The organism is Curtobacterium sp. MCBA15_008 (assembly GCF_001865065.1).
In the GTDB taxonomy this organism is placed as follows: domain Bacteria; phylum Actinomycetota; class Actinomycetes; order Actinomycetales; family Microbacteriaceae; genus Curtobacterium.
Window position 1 is genome coordinate 55,208 of sequence record NZ_MJGN01000027.1, and the last position, 13,428, is coordinate 68,635.

The following is a 13,428-nucleotide window of genomic DNA, read 5'->3' on the forward strand; positions in this document are numbered from 1 at the left end:
TCGCGGTGAGCGACAGTTCACGCGCTCGCTGCCCCGTGAACTGTCGCTGGGCCCGAAACTCGGGCGGCGACGGCGGTGACCGGCGGGGCGGAGGGGTGCCGCACCTCCAGGCCGGGCAGGCGGGGCAGGCGAGGCCGAGTTTCGTGGTGAGCGACAGTTCACGCGCTCGCTGCCCCGCGAACTGTCGCTGGGCCCGAAACTCGAGCCACGCCTGCGGTGACCGGCGGGGCGGAGGGGAGCCGCGCCTCCAGGCCGGAGCAGCCGGGGGACGGACGCGACTGCGAACCAGCAGGCGCATGGCGTAGACGGGACCCATGCGACGACCCACCCGTACCGAACCCGCTGCCGGCCAGGAATCCGTCTGGGACTACCCGCGTCCGCCCGCCGTGGAGCCGGTGCACGAGCGCGTGGTGGTGCGTCTCGGCGGTGTCGTGATCGCCGAGACGACCGCCGCGGTGCGGGTGCTGGAGACCTCCCACCCGCCGGTGTACTACCTGCCGATGGCCGAGCTGGAGCTCCGGCCGGCCGACGGCTCGAGCATGTGCGAGTTCAAGGGCCGCGCCCGGTACTTCGACGTGGTGAGCGGCGACACAGTTGCGCCGCGGGCGGCGTGGAACTACCCGAACCCGGAGCCGGGGTACGAGGTGCTCCGCGACATGGTCGCGATCTACCCGTCCGCGATGGACTCGTGCGAGGTAGGCGGCGAGGTCGTGCAGGCGCAGGACGGCGACTTCTACGGCGGCTGGATCACGTCGAAGGTCGTCGGGCCGTTCAAGGGCGGGCCGGGCACCCTCGGCTGGTGAGGAAGGCGTCGGCGATCACTCGCGCCGGCCCGATCACTCGCGCCTGCCCGATCACCGGTAGGCGTACGGCGACCAGAACGGCGGCGGGAACGCACCCCCGGTGACGATCACGAGCAGCTGCCACACGAGCATCACCAGACCGAGCCCTCCGATCACGATCCCGATCCACGACCAGACCCGCACGGCGCGTCGACGACCCGCGATCGCGATCGCCCGCCACCCGCTCAGCACGCACACCACGCCGAACGCGGCCCCGAGCAGGACGTGGCGGCCCATCGACGCGGCGGGCACGATGATGCCCATCCAGAACGCGATCGGCCCGAGCAGCACGGCGAAGGTCGCTGGAGCGGCGGGTGGCTCGTGGTCCCGCGCGGCTGCTCCCATGCGTCCGAATCTACCGAGCGGCGCGTCGTGGCGCTCGAGCGTGTCCGATCTGGGCAGCGTTGGTCGGTGACCGGGGCGGACGGGCACGATGGAGGCATGCGTTCCTTCCTCCGCGTCCTGCTCGGTCTCGCCCTGGTCTTCGCCGGCACGAGCCACCTCACGTTCGCCCGGCAGGACTTCCGCGCGCAGGTCCCCGAGTTCGTCCCGCTCGACGAGGACACCACCGTGCTCGCCTCGGGCGTCGCGGAGATCGCCCTCGGCAGCGCCCTGGTGCTCGCACCGCGCCGCAGCCGTCGGGTCGTCGGCAACGTCGCCGCCCTGTTCTTCGTGGCGGTCTTCCCCGGCAACCTCTCGCAGTGGCTGAACCGTCGCGACGCGTTCGGCCTCGACTCGGACGTGAAGCGCATCGGTCGCCTGTTCGGGCAGCCGCTGCTCATCGCCGCGTCCCTCTGGTCGACGCGCGGGCGGCGAGTGTGATGGCAGCCCGGGCGGGGGTCGGCTCGGGTCGGACGGCACGTGCGGCCGGTCCGGGAGCGGACGCGCCGTCGGGTCCGGGATCGGGTGCTGCGTCGGGTCCGGCGTCGGGTGCTGCATCGGCAGCGGATCCGCTCGGGTCCGGTCCGGCAGCCTTCGGCCGGGAGGCGCGCCACCCCCTGGCAGGGCGCCGCCGCGTCGTCGACGTGGTCGCCACCACGGCGCTGCTGGTCCTGTTGGCCGCCGAGTCGGTCGTCGCCGGGGGCGGGATCGTGTTCCTGTCGCTCGCGTTCGGGTCGTGCGAGTCGCCCGGCAACACCTGCGACGAGGCGTTCGGGGGAGCGGTCGTGTCCGTCGGCCCGGTCCTGGTGGCGCTGGTGCTCGTCGCCACCCTCGTCGTCTGCGTGCTCCGCCTGGTGCGGCGCAAGCTGACCTGGCCGTTCGCGCTGGTCGGGATGGCGGCCGTCGTGGCGGTGTTCTTCGGGGCGATCCTGCTCGTCGACAGCGCGATCACGCACGGCATCTGACGCCCGTTCCCGGTCGTCGGCGGTTCTTCCTCCACAGGCGGCGGGAGCCGGTGATCATTCCACAGATGCCAGCCCCGCTCGGCGCACGGGACGGCTTGCGGCGACGCTGGGGGCATGCCAGACAACGACATGCTCGACCGCCTCATCCACACCCCGGTCCGGACCGACGACGACGTGGTGGACCTCGTCGACGCGCTCCTCGAACGACCGCTCACACGACAGTGCTGGGTGCTGTTCCTCGACGAACGCGCCGTGCCGATCTCGTTCGTGATGCCCATCTCCGACCTGCCGTGGCAGCCCGACGAACACGTCGAGGACTTCGCGGCGCTCGCGGCCGACGTCGTGCAGCAGCTCGCCGCGGCCGAGGTGGTGCTCGTGTGGGAGCGACCGGGCGAGTCGCGCCTGTTCCCGGTCGACTGGGAGTGGGTGGACGCGTGCGAGTGCGCCCTGCGTGAGCACGGCGTCCGCATCCGGGCGCAGGTGGCGGTGCACACCGGCGGGACGGCGGTCGTGTCCCTCGACGAGCCGGACGACGCCGGCGGCGAACCGCTCGCCCTCGCGTCGTGACGCCCGGGTCAGCTCTGCGGGGCGGTGTCCGGCACGGTCTCGCCGGTGAGCCCCTCGACGACGGCCTTCGCCTCGGGCCAGAACTTGGCGTAGTGCTCCGGGTCCGAGTTGATCTGCACCGCGTGCGCCATCTGCGTCGGAGTCATGGTCTTCCACCCGGGGACCTTGACGAGCTTCGCGTAGAACATCGAGGCCGCCGTGTAAGGGTCCATCCGCTGCTCGTACGTACCCCACGCGCCGTTGTCCCGCTGCTGGAACAGGCCGCGGCTGTCGGGGCCGGCGGCGTCGCCGTGGTCGATGTTCACCAGGCTGGACTCGCCGATCGCCGTCATCACCCCGACGGCCTGGGTGTGCGGGCCGATGCCGAGCGCCTGAGCGGCCGCGATGACGTACGCGGCGTTCACCAGGCGGTCCTGACAGAAGCCGGCGACCGGTCCGGCGGGCACGACGATCCCGCCGATCGTCTTCGAGGCGACGTCCGGGCACGTGGGCGTCACCTCGGCGGTGGCGGACTTCGCGGCGCCGGACAGGGAGTTCACGGCGATGACGATCACGACGACGACCCCGATGCCGATCGCGACGACGCCCGCACCGAAGACCGATGCGAGCGTGATGCCGACGCGGCGCATGGCGGGTCCTCTCGGGCGGGGCGGGTCAGGCGGAGCACGAAGAGGCTACGTGCGCCGCCTGGGAACCGCACCCGCCCGATCGGGGGTGTCGCCGGGTCCGGGGTCGAGTCGGGTCGGGTCGGGTGGCTCAGACGTCCCGGTGCTCGTGGTCGTGCTCGTTCGCCTGGCGCTGGACCTTCGTCGGCTCGGTGACCAGCCCGGTCGGGGCCTTGTCGGTCTGCTTCCGCCCGTGCGTGAACCACGTGACGATCCAGAGCAGGACACCGAGCGCGAGCAGCGCGCCCGCGATCTGGTACTGCTGCGGGTCACGGCCGGACGAGAACGGCAGGACCAACCACAGGCAGGTGACGACGCCGATCACGGGGATGACCACACCGGCGCGGAAGTGCTTGTGGTCGACCTTGTCGCGACGCAGCACCAGGACGGACAGGTTCACGACGGCGAACACCGACAGCAGCAGCAGCGACGTCGTGCCACCGAGGACGACGACGATGGGGGAGTCGGGATCGAGCGAGACCCAGCCGATCAGCAGCAGCGAGATCAGGGTGGTGAAGACGATCGCGTTCGACGGGGTGCGGCGGGTCGGCGAGACGCGGGCGAGGAAGCCGGGCAGGACGCCCTGCTTGCTCATGCCGTACAGCAGGCGCGACGCCATCATCATGTTGATCAGCGCGGTGTTGGCGACCGCGAACATCGAGATGAACGGCAGCAGGTCCGCGATCGGGAAGTCCGGTGCGGCGGTCTGCACCACGGTCACGAGCGGCGTCTCGTTGCCGGCCAGTTCACCGATCGGCACGACGGCGACGGCGCAGATGGAGACGAGTACGTAGATCACGGCGGTGATGCCGAGGCCGGTGAGCATGACCTTCGGGAAGATGCGGGAGGGGTCCTTCGTCTCCTCGGCCATGTTCACCGAGTCCTCGAACCCGACCATCGCGAAGAACGCGAGCGACGTCGCGGTCGAGATCGACAGCAGCAGGGACTTGTCCTCGGGCGTCTCGAACATCACCACGCGCGAGAAGTCCGCGTTGCCGCCCGCGATCGCCCAGAAGCCGATCAGGATGACCATCACGAGGCCGCTGAGCTCCACGAGGGTGAGGACCACGTTCGTCTTCACGCTCTCGCTCACCCCGCGGAAGTTGATCGCCATCACCATGAGCATGAAGCCCATCGCGATGAGCATCACGACCGCGTTCGGCAGCTCGATGCCGAACCCGGCGCCGAGGTTCGCCGCGAACGCCCTGGACGCGGTCGACGCCGAGGTGATGCCCGAGCACATCACGATGAAGGTGACGATGAACGTGACGAAGTGGATTCCGAACGCCTTGTGCACGTACAACGCGGCTCCGGCGGTCTGCGGGTACTTCGTGACGAGCTCGAGGTACGAGAACGCGGTCAGCAGGGCCACGGCGAAGGCGATGAGGAAGGGGAGCCACGCTGCTCCGCCGACCTCTGCCGCGACCTGACCCGTGAGCGCGTAGACGCCCGTGCCGAGGATGTCCCCGACGATGAACAGCAGCAGGAGTTTGGGACCGATGACCCGCTTGAGCTCTGTCTGCTCCTGTTGCGGGCGCTCTGTGTTGGTGGTGGCCATGCGTCAGCCTCTTCCGGGGGACACCATTCTGTCCGCCTTCACAGGAAGCTCCCCGCTGATCGCAACACGGCTGTGTCCTGGGGGACACGCGTTCTGCGGACGCCGACGGGCGGGGCCGCTACGCTCCGAGCCATGTACGACGAGTCGACCACCACCGAAGAGCCCATCGAGTTCGCCGACTTCAACGCGAAGCTGCTCGTGCTCGACGTGCTCTGTTACGACCTCGACGTGCTCGAGCCGTACGACGGCGAGGACGACGAGCAGAGCGACGAGGACCTCGACGTCGAAGGGCAGGACGACCGGGCGCGCGAGTACTACGACGACCTCGACCTGCTGCCGTCGCACCTGTCCCTCGTGACGGAGCTCACGGTCGACACCGACCTCGAGGTCCTGCAGGACGTGCACCCCGGCTGGGACGGCTCGGACGACCGCTACGACCCGCAGAACTGGGACGACGTGCTCGACCTGCCGTCACTCACGACCGTGTACGCCGCGGCGCCGCTGCCCGCGCACGTGCTCGAGCGCCTGGCAGCGAAGGGCGTCGAGGTTCGCTCCGCCTGATCCGACTCGGTCCGCCAGTGGCGGCCTAGTGCGTCAGTTCAGCGCGAGCAGCTGCTCGGTGAACTGCGTCGCGCCGCCCTGCGCCGGGTGCCGCACCGCCACGGCCTCGATGCCCGCCGTCGCCAAGGCACCCTGCGCCTTCCGCCCGACCGCGACCACGCGAACGGCCCCGGGCCCGCCCCGACCGGCACCGAGCGCCGCCAGCAGCTCGAGCGCGGCGGGCGCCCCGTCGCGGACCTCGGCCGGCCGCGGCGTGCGGTTCGTCAGTCGGTCGGAGCCGGCGAACGGATGGTGGGGGAAGATCGCCCACGCCAGGGGCAGCGGGCCACGCCAGTCCGCCAGGGCAGCGTGCACCACCCGCGACGACGCCTCCCACGGAGCGGTCGGCTCCGGAGGCACGAGGTACTCCGCCCCGAGCTCGCGCGTGCTCGTGAACGGCACTCCAGTGTTCGTCATGCCACGCCAGCCGGGAGCCTCGGCGACGAGCAGCGTGTCCGCCCCCTCGCCGACGAGCGACAGGTAGCGGGTCAGGTTCTCCCGTCGCAGGCGCCCCTCGGCCGTCGCGACGTCGTACAGCGCCTCGGCGTCGTCCGCGACGGGCACGGCGTCGAGCGCCGCCCAGAACGCGTCGAAGCGACCCGCGCCACGACCCCTGCGGCCGTTGCCCCTGCCCCCGCTCACGAGCGTGCGAGCACCCGGCGGTAGACGTCCTCGAGTCCGCCGGCCGACCGCTCCCAGCTGAGACGCTCCGCGTGCTCCCGACCGGCTGCGGCCAGCCCGGCCGCGTACGCCGAGTCCGTCAGGATCCGCTCGATCTCCGCGGCCCACACCTCCGGGTCCCGCGACTCGAGCACGACCCCGGTCTCGCCGTCGACCACGGCCTCGCGCAGTCCACCGGCAGCGGCGGCGACGACCGGCACCCCGGAAGCGGACCCCTCGAGCGCGACGAGCCCGTAGGTCTCGGAGTGCGACGGGACGAGCACGGCTGCCGAGCCGCGGAACAGGAACGCCAGGTCGGCCCGTGACTGCGGACCGATGAAGGTGACGCGGTCGGCGATGCCGTGCGCGGCGGCGAGCCGGCGCAGTTCGTCCACGTAGTCGCCCGCCTCGCTCGAGGCGTCCCCGGCGATGACGAGGGTGGGGCGCGCCTCCAGGCTGATGCCGGCGATCGCTTCGATCGCGAGGTCCAGGCCCTTCAGCGGCTGGACGCGTGCCGCGGCGACCACGTAGGGGACGTCGGCGCGGCGCGCGCCGCTCGCAGCGGGACGGAAGACGGACCCGTCGACCCCCGGCGGCACGATCCAGACCCGGGCGTCGTCGGCGCCGAGTCGGTGGCGCACGGTCGACGCCTCGGCCTCGGAGACCACGACGACGGCGTCGGACTCGCGTGCCAGCAGTTCTTCGCCGGCGATGCGGCCGGCGGACTCGGGGCGCTCACCCTCGGACAGCGGCGTCTCGGGGTCGGCGGCGATGGAGTGGAAGGACTGCACGTGCGGGATGCCGCGTTCGCGGGCGACGGGCAGGGCCGCGGCACCGGAGAACCAGTGGTGCGAGTGCAGCACGTCGAAGGGACCGAGGCGCTCGAGCTCGTGGCGGAACGGTTCGATGAACGCGTCGTGCTCGCCCTTCGGCACCGGCTCGGCGGGTCCGGCGGACAGGAACCGCAGGCAGACGCCGGGCACGAGCGACACCGAGTCCGGCTGCGTCGGGGACGAGCGGCGCGTGATGATGTCGACGTGGTGGCCGCGGTCGGCGAGGGCCTCGGCCTGGTGCCGGACGACGACGTTCATGCCGCCGACCTCGCCCGAGCCGGGTTCGTCGCCGGGGGAGGTGTGCAACGACACCAACCCGATGCGCAGGGGTTCGGTGGTGGTGCTCACCGGTCCAGACTAGCCGCGCGGGCGCCGCTGCGACGGGCGCGCGGGCGCCACCACGACGGGCTTCCGGCCCGCCTCGTCCAGCGGGTCTGCCGGGAGGCGCGGGTCACCTCCCAGGATCTGCACCCGGTCGTCGCCGTGCCGGTCCCAGAACGCGGCGGTCCAGGCGCAGAGGGCACCGTCCAGCAGGTCCTCCCGGTGCTTGTGCGTCGGCCCGTGGATCCCGGAGGGCTCGGCGAGCCCGGCCGTCAGGGGGTGCGAGTCGAGCAGCAGCGGTGGGTCGAGCGGCGTCTCGCGCAGCCGCCGGACGAGCTCGTCGAACGCCTCCGCCCGCCGCGCCCGGGCGACTGCGGCCGGCACACGCAGGTCGAGCCGCTTGTAGCGCGGCCGCTCCACGTCGTAGCCGAGCTCCTCGACCCCGACGAGGGTCGTGTACGGGTAGCACTCGAACGCCACGGGGCCGGTGCGCGCGTGCATCGCCGCGGTGTCCGAGACGTACCCGACGCCCAGCGCGGTGAGCCGCTCGAGCAGGCGGGCGCCGGCGCTCGCCGCGGAGCCGAGGTTCGTCGGGTTCGCGGCGACCTTCCACCGGCCGTAGCGCTGGCCGACCTGCCGCTCGGCCTCGCGGATGCCGGTGGGGTTCGTCACCACGAGCGAGGCGTCGACGGCGATCACGGTGCGCGGGCCGAGGTGCTCTGCGATCCACTCGGTCACGGCGTCGACCCCGCGAGCCCACCCGGCGTCCGTGATCGTGCCGTCCGCGTCCGTGGCGACGAGGCCGGTCTCGTTCGCGGGCTTCCGCTCCGAGCCGAGCCCCCACGCCAGGTCCACCCCGAGGTACGCCGTCACTCGTCCATCGTGCACGCTGCGCCGGTCGGGGGAGCAGGAATCGTCGGGTGGCCGCGAACGACCCGACGATTCCTGCTCCCTCGACGGGATGGGACCCTCCCTGCGGGCACGCCGCCCGCGCACGTGTAGCTTCCCCAGCATGGCGAGCGAAGCGACGGTGCTGACCGTGCCCGGGCCCGACGGCTACCGCGAGGTCCGGATCAGCAGCCCCTCCCGCGTGCTCTGGCCGGAGCCCGGCATCACGAAGCTCGACCTCGCGGAGTACCTCGTCACCGTGGGCGACGCCTTCGTCCGGGCGAACGGCGACCGGCCGATCTCGCTGCAGCGGTTCCCCGGTGGTGTCGACGGCGAGCAGTTCTTCTCGAAGAACCCGCCGAAGGGCGCACCCGACTACGTCCGCGCCGTGACGGTGACCTACCCGAGCGCCCGGAGCCACCCGCAGCTCGTGGTCGACGAGCCGGCGGTGGCGGTGTGGGCGGCGCAGATGAACACGGTGGTCTTCCACCCGTGGGCCTCACGTGCCGAGGACAGCGACCACCCGGACCAGCTCCGGATCGACCTCGACCCGCAGCCGGGGACGGACTTCCACGACACCGTGCCGATCGCGCACGAGCTCCGGAAGGTGCTGGCCGAGGTGGGGCTCACGGCGTGGATCAAGACGAGCGGCAACCGCGGCCTGCACGTGTTCGCGCCGATCCGTCCGGAGCACGAGTTCCTCGACGTGCGGCATGCGGTGATCGCGGCGGCGCGGGAGCTCGAACGGCGGATGCCGGACCGGGTGACGACGGCGTGGTGGAAGGAGGAGCGGGGGCAGCGCGTCTTCGTGGACTTCAACCAGGCGAACCGCGACCGCACGATGGCGGGGGCCTACAGCCCACGTGCCCTGGCGCACGCCGCGGTGTCGACGCCGATCGCGTGGGAGGAACTCGACTCCGCCGACCCGACGACCTTCACGATCCGGACGGTGCCCGATCGACTCGCGACGACGGGTGACCCGTGGGAGTCGATGGGGGAGGACCCGGGGACGATCGCGCCGCTCCTCGAGTGGTGGGAGCGCGACCTGTCGAACGGCGAGGGGGAGTTGCCGTTCCCGCCGGACTTCCCGAAGATGCCGGGCGAACCGCCCCGCGTGCAGCCGAGCCGCGCGAAGAAGTCCTGACACCGGAGCTACGCGGCGGCGGTCTCTTCGCCGACCAGCTTCGGTTCCATGACCCGCGTGGTCTGCGTCGGCAGCGAGACGCTTGCGGTGTGCAGCCGCGTCAGTCGCGACCAGGTCCCGCGGTGCGCGTCGCTGATGCCGTCGATGATCATGTCCCGCTCCGTTCTCACTCCTGGCGGCCGCTCCGGGCCACGAGGACGAAGTTACTAGTTCGGCTAACTACCTTCATCCTAGTGAGCGTCAATCGGACAGCACAAGCGATCAGTTGAGGACGTCTCGCAGGTCGTAGGCGGCCGGGACCTCGAGCTGGTCGAACCCGCACGAGCGCGCTTCGCGGTCGGGGCGCCACCGCTCGAACTGCACCGTGTGCCGGAAGCGGTCGCCCTCCATCTGGTCGTACCGGACCTCCAGAACCCGCTCCGGCGCGAGCCGGACGAACGACGTGTCGCGACCCGACGAGAACCGCGACCGTTCCCCGTCACCGGTGACGGGCCTCCCGTCCGCATCCCGCAGGACCACCGGGTCGAGCTCCTCGACCAACGCGACCCGTCGCTTGTCGGAGAAGGCGGAGACGCCGCCCACTTGCCGCAGCTCACCGTCGTCGCCGTACAGGCCCACGAGCAGGGAGCCGACGCCGGTGCCGCTCTTGTGGACCCGGTAGCCGATCGCGACCACGTCGGCGGTGCGGTGGTGCTTCACCTTGAGCATCGCGCGCTTGTTCGGCTCGTACGCCTTCGCGCGGGGCTTCGCGACCACGCCGTCGAGCCCGGCGCCCTCGAACGTGGTGAGCCACTCGCGGGCGAGGTCGACGTCGAGCGTCGTCCGGGTGACGAAGAGCGGGTCGGACATGCCCGACGCGAGCGACTCGAGCAGCTCGCGCCGGTCGTCGAACGGGCGCGCGGTGAGGTCGTCGCCGTCGAGCGACAGCAGGTCGAACGCCACGAACTGCGCCGGGGTCTCCGTGCTGAGCTTCGCGATCCGCGAGGCCGCCGGGTGGATCCGCTGCGACAACGCCTCCCAGTCGAGCTTCTCGGCGCCGGGTTCACCCGTGCGGAGCACCACCTCGCCGTCGAGGACCACCGGGTGGTCGCGTCCGCCGAACTGCGCCCGGAACGCCTCGACCAGCTCGGGGAAGTAGCGGGTGAGCGGCTTCGCGCCCCGGCTGCCGATCTCGACGTCGTCGCCGTCGATCGTCACGATGCCGCGGAAGCCGTCCCACTTCGGCTCGTACCGCAGGCCGCCCTGCACGCTGTCGGGGTCCGGCACGTCCGCGACGGCCTTGGCGAGCATCGGTGCGATCTCCATGGGTCCTGTCTACTCGTCACGACTCCGGGACCCCGCGGCGACTGCCTGGAGGCGCGGGTCGCCCCGAGCGGGTCGGCGCGCCTCAGTAGGGTGGTGCGCGTGACGACCGTGCCACCGCCGGCAGCGCCGGCACCGGAACCGATCAGCCCCGTGCAGGCCGCCGCGCTCCGCGACGGCGTCCTGCCGCCCGTCGAGGAGGTCCGGCCCGGCATCTGGACCCTCGCCGTGCCCTTCCGGTTCGGCGTGCCCGACGCGACCCTCGTGTACGTGGTCGAGGGCACCGACGGGTCGCTCGCCGTGATCGACCCCGGGTGGAGCGGCGACGGGTCCCTCGACGAGCTGCGCGACGGCCTGACGTCGATCGGCCGTCGCCTCGAGGACGTCTCGCTCGTCGCCGTCACGCACCTGCACGCCGACCACCTGGGCGCCGCGGCCGCGATCCGGAAGGCCACCGGTGCCCGGGTCGCGATGCACCGGCTGGAGGTCGAGGCGCTCGGCCGGGAGCGCGAGGACGCCGTGGAGAACGACGCCGAGATCGCGACGTGGGGCGTGCCGGCCGAGCTGCGCGCCGGCGTGGTCGAGTCATGGGGGAGCGGGCGGCACATCGGCCTCGGGCGGCTCGTGCAGCCCTACGCGGACCTGCTGCTCGAGGACGGCGACGAGCTCCCCGTCGCCGGTCGGTCGATCCGAGCGCTCTGGACGCCCGGGCACACCGCCGGCCACGTGTGCTTCGTCGACGAGGCCGACGGGCTGCTCTTCACCGGCGACCACGTGCTGCCCCGGATCAACCCCGGGATCGGGCTCGGCGGGCGAACCCTCACGAACCCGCTCGGCGACTACCTCGCGTCGCTCGAACTGCTCGCCGGCATGGACCACCTCGAGGTCTGCCCGGGCCACGAGTACCGGTTCCGAGGGGTCGTCGCACGTGCGCAGACCCTGGCGCGGCACCGCGAGGAGCGGTCCCGGCACGTCGCCGAGGCGCTCGACACGCTGCACGAGCCGACCCTGTTCGAGGTCGCGGCGCGCGTGCCGTTCAGCGGCGGGATCGAGACGATGACCGGGTTCCTGCTCGCGAGTGCCCTGACGCAGACGGCGTACCACGCGGCGCTGCTCGGTCGGGCCGGCGAGGTCCGCTCCGCCTGACCGCCCCGCCTGACCGCTCCGCCTGACCGTCGCTCCTGACCGTCGCTCCTGGCCGTTCCTCCACAGGTCGGCGGCTCGACTCGGTCGTCCACAGACCACGCTCGTGCGCGACCCCGGCTGGTCGGGATCCGTCACGATCGTCCTGGTGCTGCTTTCTTCTAGTAGCACTTGATGGACGTGACAAGGAGGGGTTGATAAAGTGGTGCGAGCCGTTCCCCACCGGGCAGTCATCGCCTTCCTCCGGCACCGAGGATGGTGGCTCGATCGCGTGCGCGGCAGTCACGAGGTCTGGTGCGGGCCCGACGGCGGACGACTCGTCCTGCCGCGACACCGAGAAGTCAGCCCTGGTGTCGTGCGCCAGCTGCTCCGGGTCATCCCGGATGCACCGGACGGCTGGCGATGATCGGAGGAACCATGACCACGACCTACCGCGCGACGGCACACCGCGAGGGCCGCTGGTGGTCGATCGAGATCCCGGCCGCGGGTGCGGTCACGCAGGCGCGCCGGGTCGCTGACGTCGAGTGGATGGCCCGCGAGTGCGTTGCCCTGACGCTCGACGTGTCCGAGGACGACGTCGCGATCGACGTCGAGTTCGTCCTGCCCGATGATGCGCGCGCTGAGTGGGAGGCGTCTCGTGCCCTCGCCGAGCACGCCCGGGTGGACGCTGCCGAGGCAGCCCGACTCGCGCGGAACGTCGTGGCCCGGATGCGCGAGCAGGGCTACACGTACACCGAGATGGCGTCCGTGCTCGGGTTGTCGGCCCAGCGCGTCCATCAACTCGCGAACGCGTCCTGAGCGCCCGCCCGACCGGCGTCAGGCGAGGGTGGCGGCCAGACGCTCGAGGGTGGTCTTCGCGTCGGCGAACTCGGCGTGGGTGTGCTCGGCGAGCGGTGCGAGGTCCGGCAGCCGGTCGGCCAGGGTCGCGCTCACCGTGACGGGGTAGAGCTTCATGCCGAGCGCGGTGCCGAGGATGAGGTGCAGGACCGGCGAACCGTGGTCCCAGTCCTCCGTCGGTGTACCGGCGTCGTAGGTGGCGCCGCGGCTGACGACCGTGACCACCGGACGTCCGGCGAGGGGCTGCACACCGCCGGTCAGGACCCCGGGGATGTGGACGCGGTCGATCCAGGCCTTCAGCGTCGACGGCACCGTGTAGTTGTAGAGCGGCGCGCCGACGACGACCACGTCGGCGGCCAGGAGCTCGTCGATGACCTCCTGGCGGAGCGCGTCGGCCTCGGGCGCGACGGTCTCGTCCGCGGTGCGGTCCGCCGCTGCCCAGTGCAGGGCCGACGTCTCGAGGTGCGGCAGCTGGTCGACGTGGAGGTCCCGGCGCACCACGGTGTACTCCGGGCCGCGTGCGCGCCAGGCGTCGGCGAAGGCGGCGGTGAGTGCGCGGGAGCGGGAGTGCGCGAGGTCGGCCGAGGAGTCGATGTGCAGCAGGGTGGGCATGCACCCAACGCTACCGATCCCGGACCGCCCGGTGACGGGAACGGCCCCGCCGCGCCGTGACCGGTGAACCGGTGCCGGGCGGGGCGGGGCCGAGGAGGGCCTCCCGTCAG

General features: G+C 72.1%; 18 protein-coding genes. 9 read left to right on the forward strand and 9 right to left on the reverse strand.

Annotated features, from left to right (window positions below; all coding sequences use genetic code 11):
- The first annotated feature begins 314 nt into the window (after positions 1-314).
- A complete protein-coding gene (locus BIU96_RS12490) occupies positions 315-803 on the forward strand; it encodes a DUF427 domain-containing protein (RefSeq protein ID WP_071292947.1) in 489 nt (162 codons plus the stop codon).
- A 51-nt stretch (positions 804-854) separates the two neighbouring features.
- Here the strand turns inward: BIU96_RS12490 and BIU96_RS12495 are convergent, their stop codons facing one another.
- Entirely contained in the window at positions 855-1,187 is a 333-nt protein-coding gene (locus tag BIU96_RS12495) for a hypothetical protein (protein WP_071292948.1), read from the reverse strand.
- Between the two features lie 96 nt (positions 1,188-1,283).
- On the opposite strand from BIU96_RS12495, the gene BIU96_RS12500 reads away from it, so the two are divergent.
- The 3 genes from BIU96_RS12500 to BIU96_RS12510 all read left to right on the forward strand — a co-directional run bounded on the left by BIU96_RS12500 (position 1,284) and on the right by BIU96_RS12510 (position 2,755).
- A complete protein-coding gene (locus BIU96_RS12500) occupies positions 1,284-1,664 on the forward strand; it encodes a hypothetical protein (RefSeq protein ID WP_071292949.1) in 381 nt (126 codons plus the stop codon).
- Between the two features lie 203 nt (positions 1,665-1,867).
- Positions 1,868-2,188, forward strand: a complete 321-nt coding sequence (locus BIU96_RS19485; RefSeq protein WP_139200015.1) for a hypothetical protein — start codon at positions 1,868-1,870, stop codon at positions 2,186-2,188.
- Positions 2,189-2,302: 114 nt separating this feature from the next.
- On the forward strand, positions 2,303-2,755 hold the full coding sequence (locus tag BIU96_RS12510) for a hypothetical protein (protein WP_139200017.1): 453 nt from the start codon (positions 2,303-2,305) through the stop codon (positions 2,753-2,755).
- Positions 2,756-2,763: 8 nt separating this feature from the next.
- On the opposite strand, the gene BIU96_RS12515 is transcribed toward BIU96_RS12510, so the two are convergent.
- Positions 2,764-3,384, reverse strand: coding sequence for a hypothetical protein (locus BIU96_RS12515; protein ID WP_071292951.1), 621 nt, complete (start codon positions 3,382-3,384; stop codon positions 2,764-2,766).
- Positions 3,385-3,511: 127 nt separating this feature from the next.
- Positions 3,512-4,978, reverse strand: coding sequence for an APC family permease (locus BIU96_RS12520; protein ID WP_071292952.1), 1,467 nt, complete (start codon positions 4,976-4,978; stop codon positions 3,512-3,514).
- A 132-nt stretch (positions 4,979-5,110) separates the two neighbouring features.
- On the opposite strand from BIU96_RS12520, the gene BIU96_RS12525 reads away from it, so the two are divergent.
- Positions 5,111-5,539 carry a hypothetical protein gene (locus BIU96_RS12525; RefSeq protein ID WP_071292953.1) on the forward strand — a complete coding sequence of 143 codons (429 nt, stop codon included), beginning with the start codon at positions 5,111-5,113 and terminating at the stop codon, positions 5,537-5,539.
- Between the two features lie 33 nt (positions 5,540-5,572).
- On the opposite strand, the gene BIU96_RS12530 is transcribed toward BIU96_RS12525, so the two are convergent.
- The 3 genes from BIU96_RS12530 to BIU96_RS12540 are packed head-to-tail and all read right to left on the reverse strand — an operon-like array spanning position 5,573 to position 8,265.
- Positions 5,573-6,220 (reverse strand): hypothetical protein, encoded by a 648-nt coding sequence (locus BIU96_RS12530; protein WP_071292954.1) that lies wholly within the window; start codon positions 6,218-6,220, stop codon positions 5,573-5,575.
- Entirely contained in the window at positions 6,217-7,419 is a 1,203-nt protein-coding gene (locus BIU96_RS12535) for a glycosyltransferase (protein WP_071292955.1), read from the reverse strand. Before BIU96_RS12535 ends, BIU96_RS12530 begins: the two co-directional genes overlap by 4 nt.
- A 9-nt stretch (positions 7,420-7,428) precedes the next feature.
- A complete protein-coding gene (locus tag BIU96_RS12540; RefSeq protein WP_071292956.1) occupies positions 7,429-8,265 on the reverse strand; it encodes a DUF429 domain-containing protein in 837 nt (278 codons plus the stop codon).
- Positions 8,266-8,404: 139 nt separating this feature from the next.
- Here BIU96_RS12540 and ligD point away from each other — a divergent pair, with 139 nt between their 5' ends.
- Entirely contained in the window at positions 8,405-9,424 is a 1,020-nt protein-coding gene (ligD, locus tag BIU96_RS12545) for a non-homologous end-joining DNA ligase (RefSeq protein ID WP_071292957.1), read from the forward strand.
- 8 nt (positions 9,425-9,432) lie between these two features.
- On the opposite strand, the gene BIU96_RS19885 is transcribed toward ligD, so the two are convergent.
- Positions 9,433-9,576 (reverse strand): hypothetical protein, encoded by a 144-nt coding sequence (locus tag BIU96_RS19885; protein WP_175477539.1) that lies wholly within the window; start codon positions 9,574-9,576, stop codon positions 9,433-9,435.
- Between the two features lie 109 nt (positions 9,577-9,685).
- Positions 9,686-10,729 (reverse strand): ATP-dependent DNA ligase, encoded by a 1,044-nt coding sequence (locus BIU96_RS12550; RefSeq protein WP_071292958.1) that lies wholly within the window; start codon positions 10,727-10,729, stop codon positions 9,686-9,688.
- A gap of 99 nt (positions 10,730-10,828) precedes the next feature.
- On the opposite strand from BIU96_RS12550, the gene BIU96_RS12555 reads away from it, so the two are divergent.
- From BIU96_RS12555 to BIU96_RS12560, 3 genes are all read left to right on the forward strand, one after another.
- The gene (locus BIU96_RS12555; protein ID WP_175477540.1) at positions 10,829-11,872 is read left to right on the forward strand and encodes an MBL fold metallo-hydrolase; all 1,044 of its coding nucleotides are present in this window, start codon (positions 10,829-10,831) and stop codon (positions 11,870-11,872) included.
- Between the two features lie 202 nt (positions 11,873-12,074).
- The gene (locus BIU96_RS19070; protein WP_139200024.1) at positions 12,075-12,275 is read left to right on the forward strand and encodes a type II toxin-antitoxin system HicA family toxin; all 201 of its coding nucleotides are present in this window, start codon (positions 12,075-12,077) and stop codon (positions 12,273-12,275) included.
- Positions 12,276-12,286: 11 nt separating this feature from the next.
- Positions 12,287-12,667 (forward strand): hypothetical protein, encoded by a 381-nt coding sequence (locus tag BIU96_RS12560; protein ID WP_071292959.1) that lies wholly within the window; start codon positions 12,287-12,289, stop codon positions 12,665-12,667.
- Positions 12,668-12,685: 18 nt separating this feature from the next.
- Here BIU96_RS12560 and BIU96_RS12565 read toward each other — a convergent pair whose 3' ends face one another.
- Positions 12,686-13,318, reverse strand: a complete 633-nt coding sequence (locus tag BIU96_RS12565; RefSeq protein ID WP_071292960.1) for an FMN-dependent NADH-azoreductase — start codon at positions 13,316-13,318, stop codon at positions 12,686-12,688.
- Between the last annotated feature and the right edge of the window lie 110 nt (positions 13,319-13,428).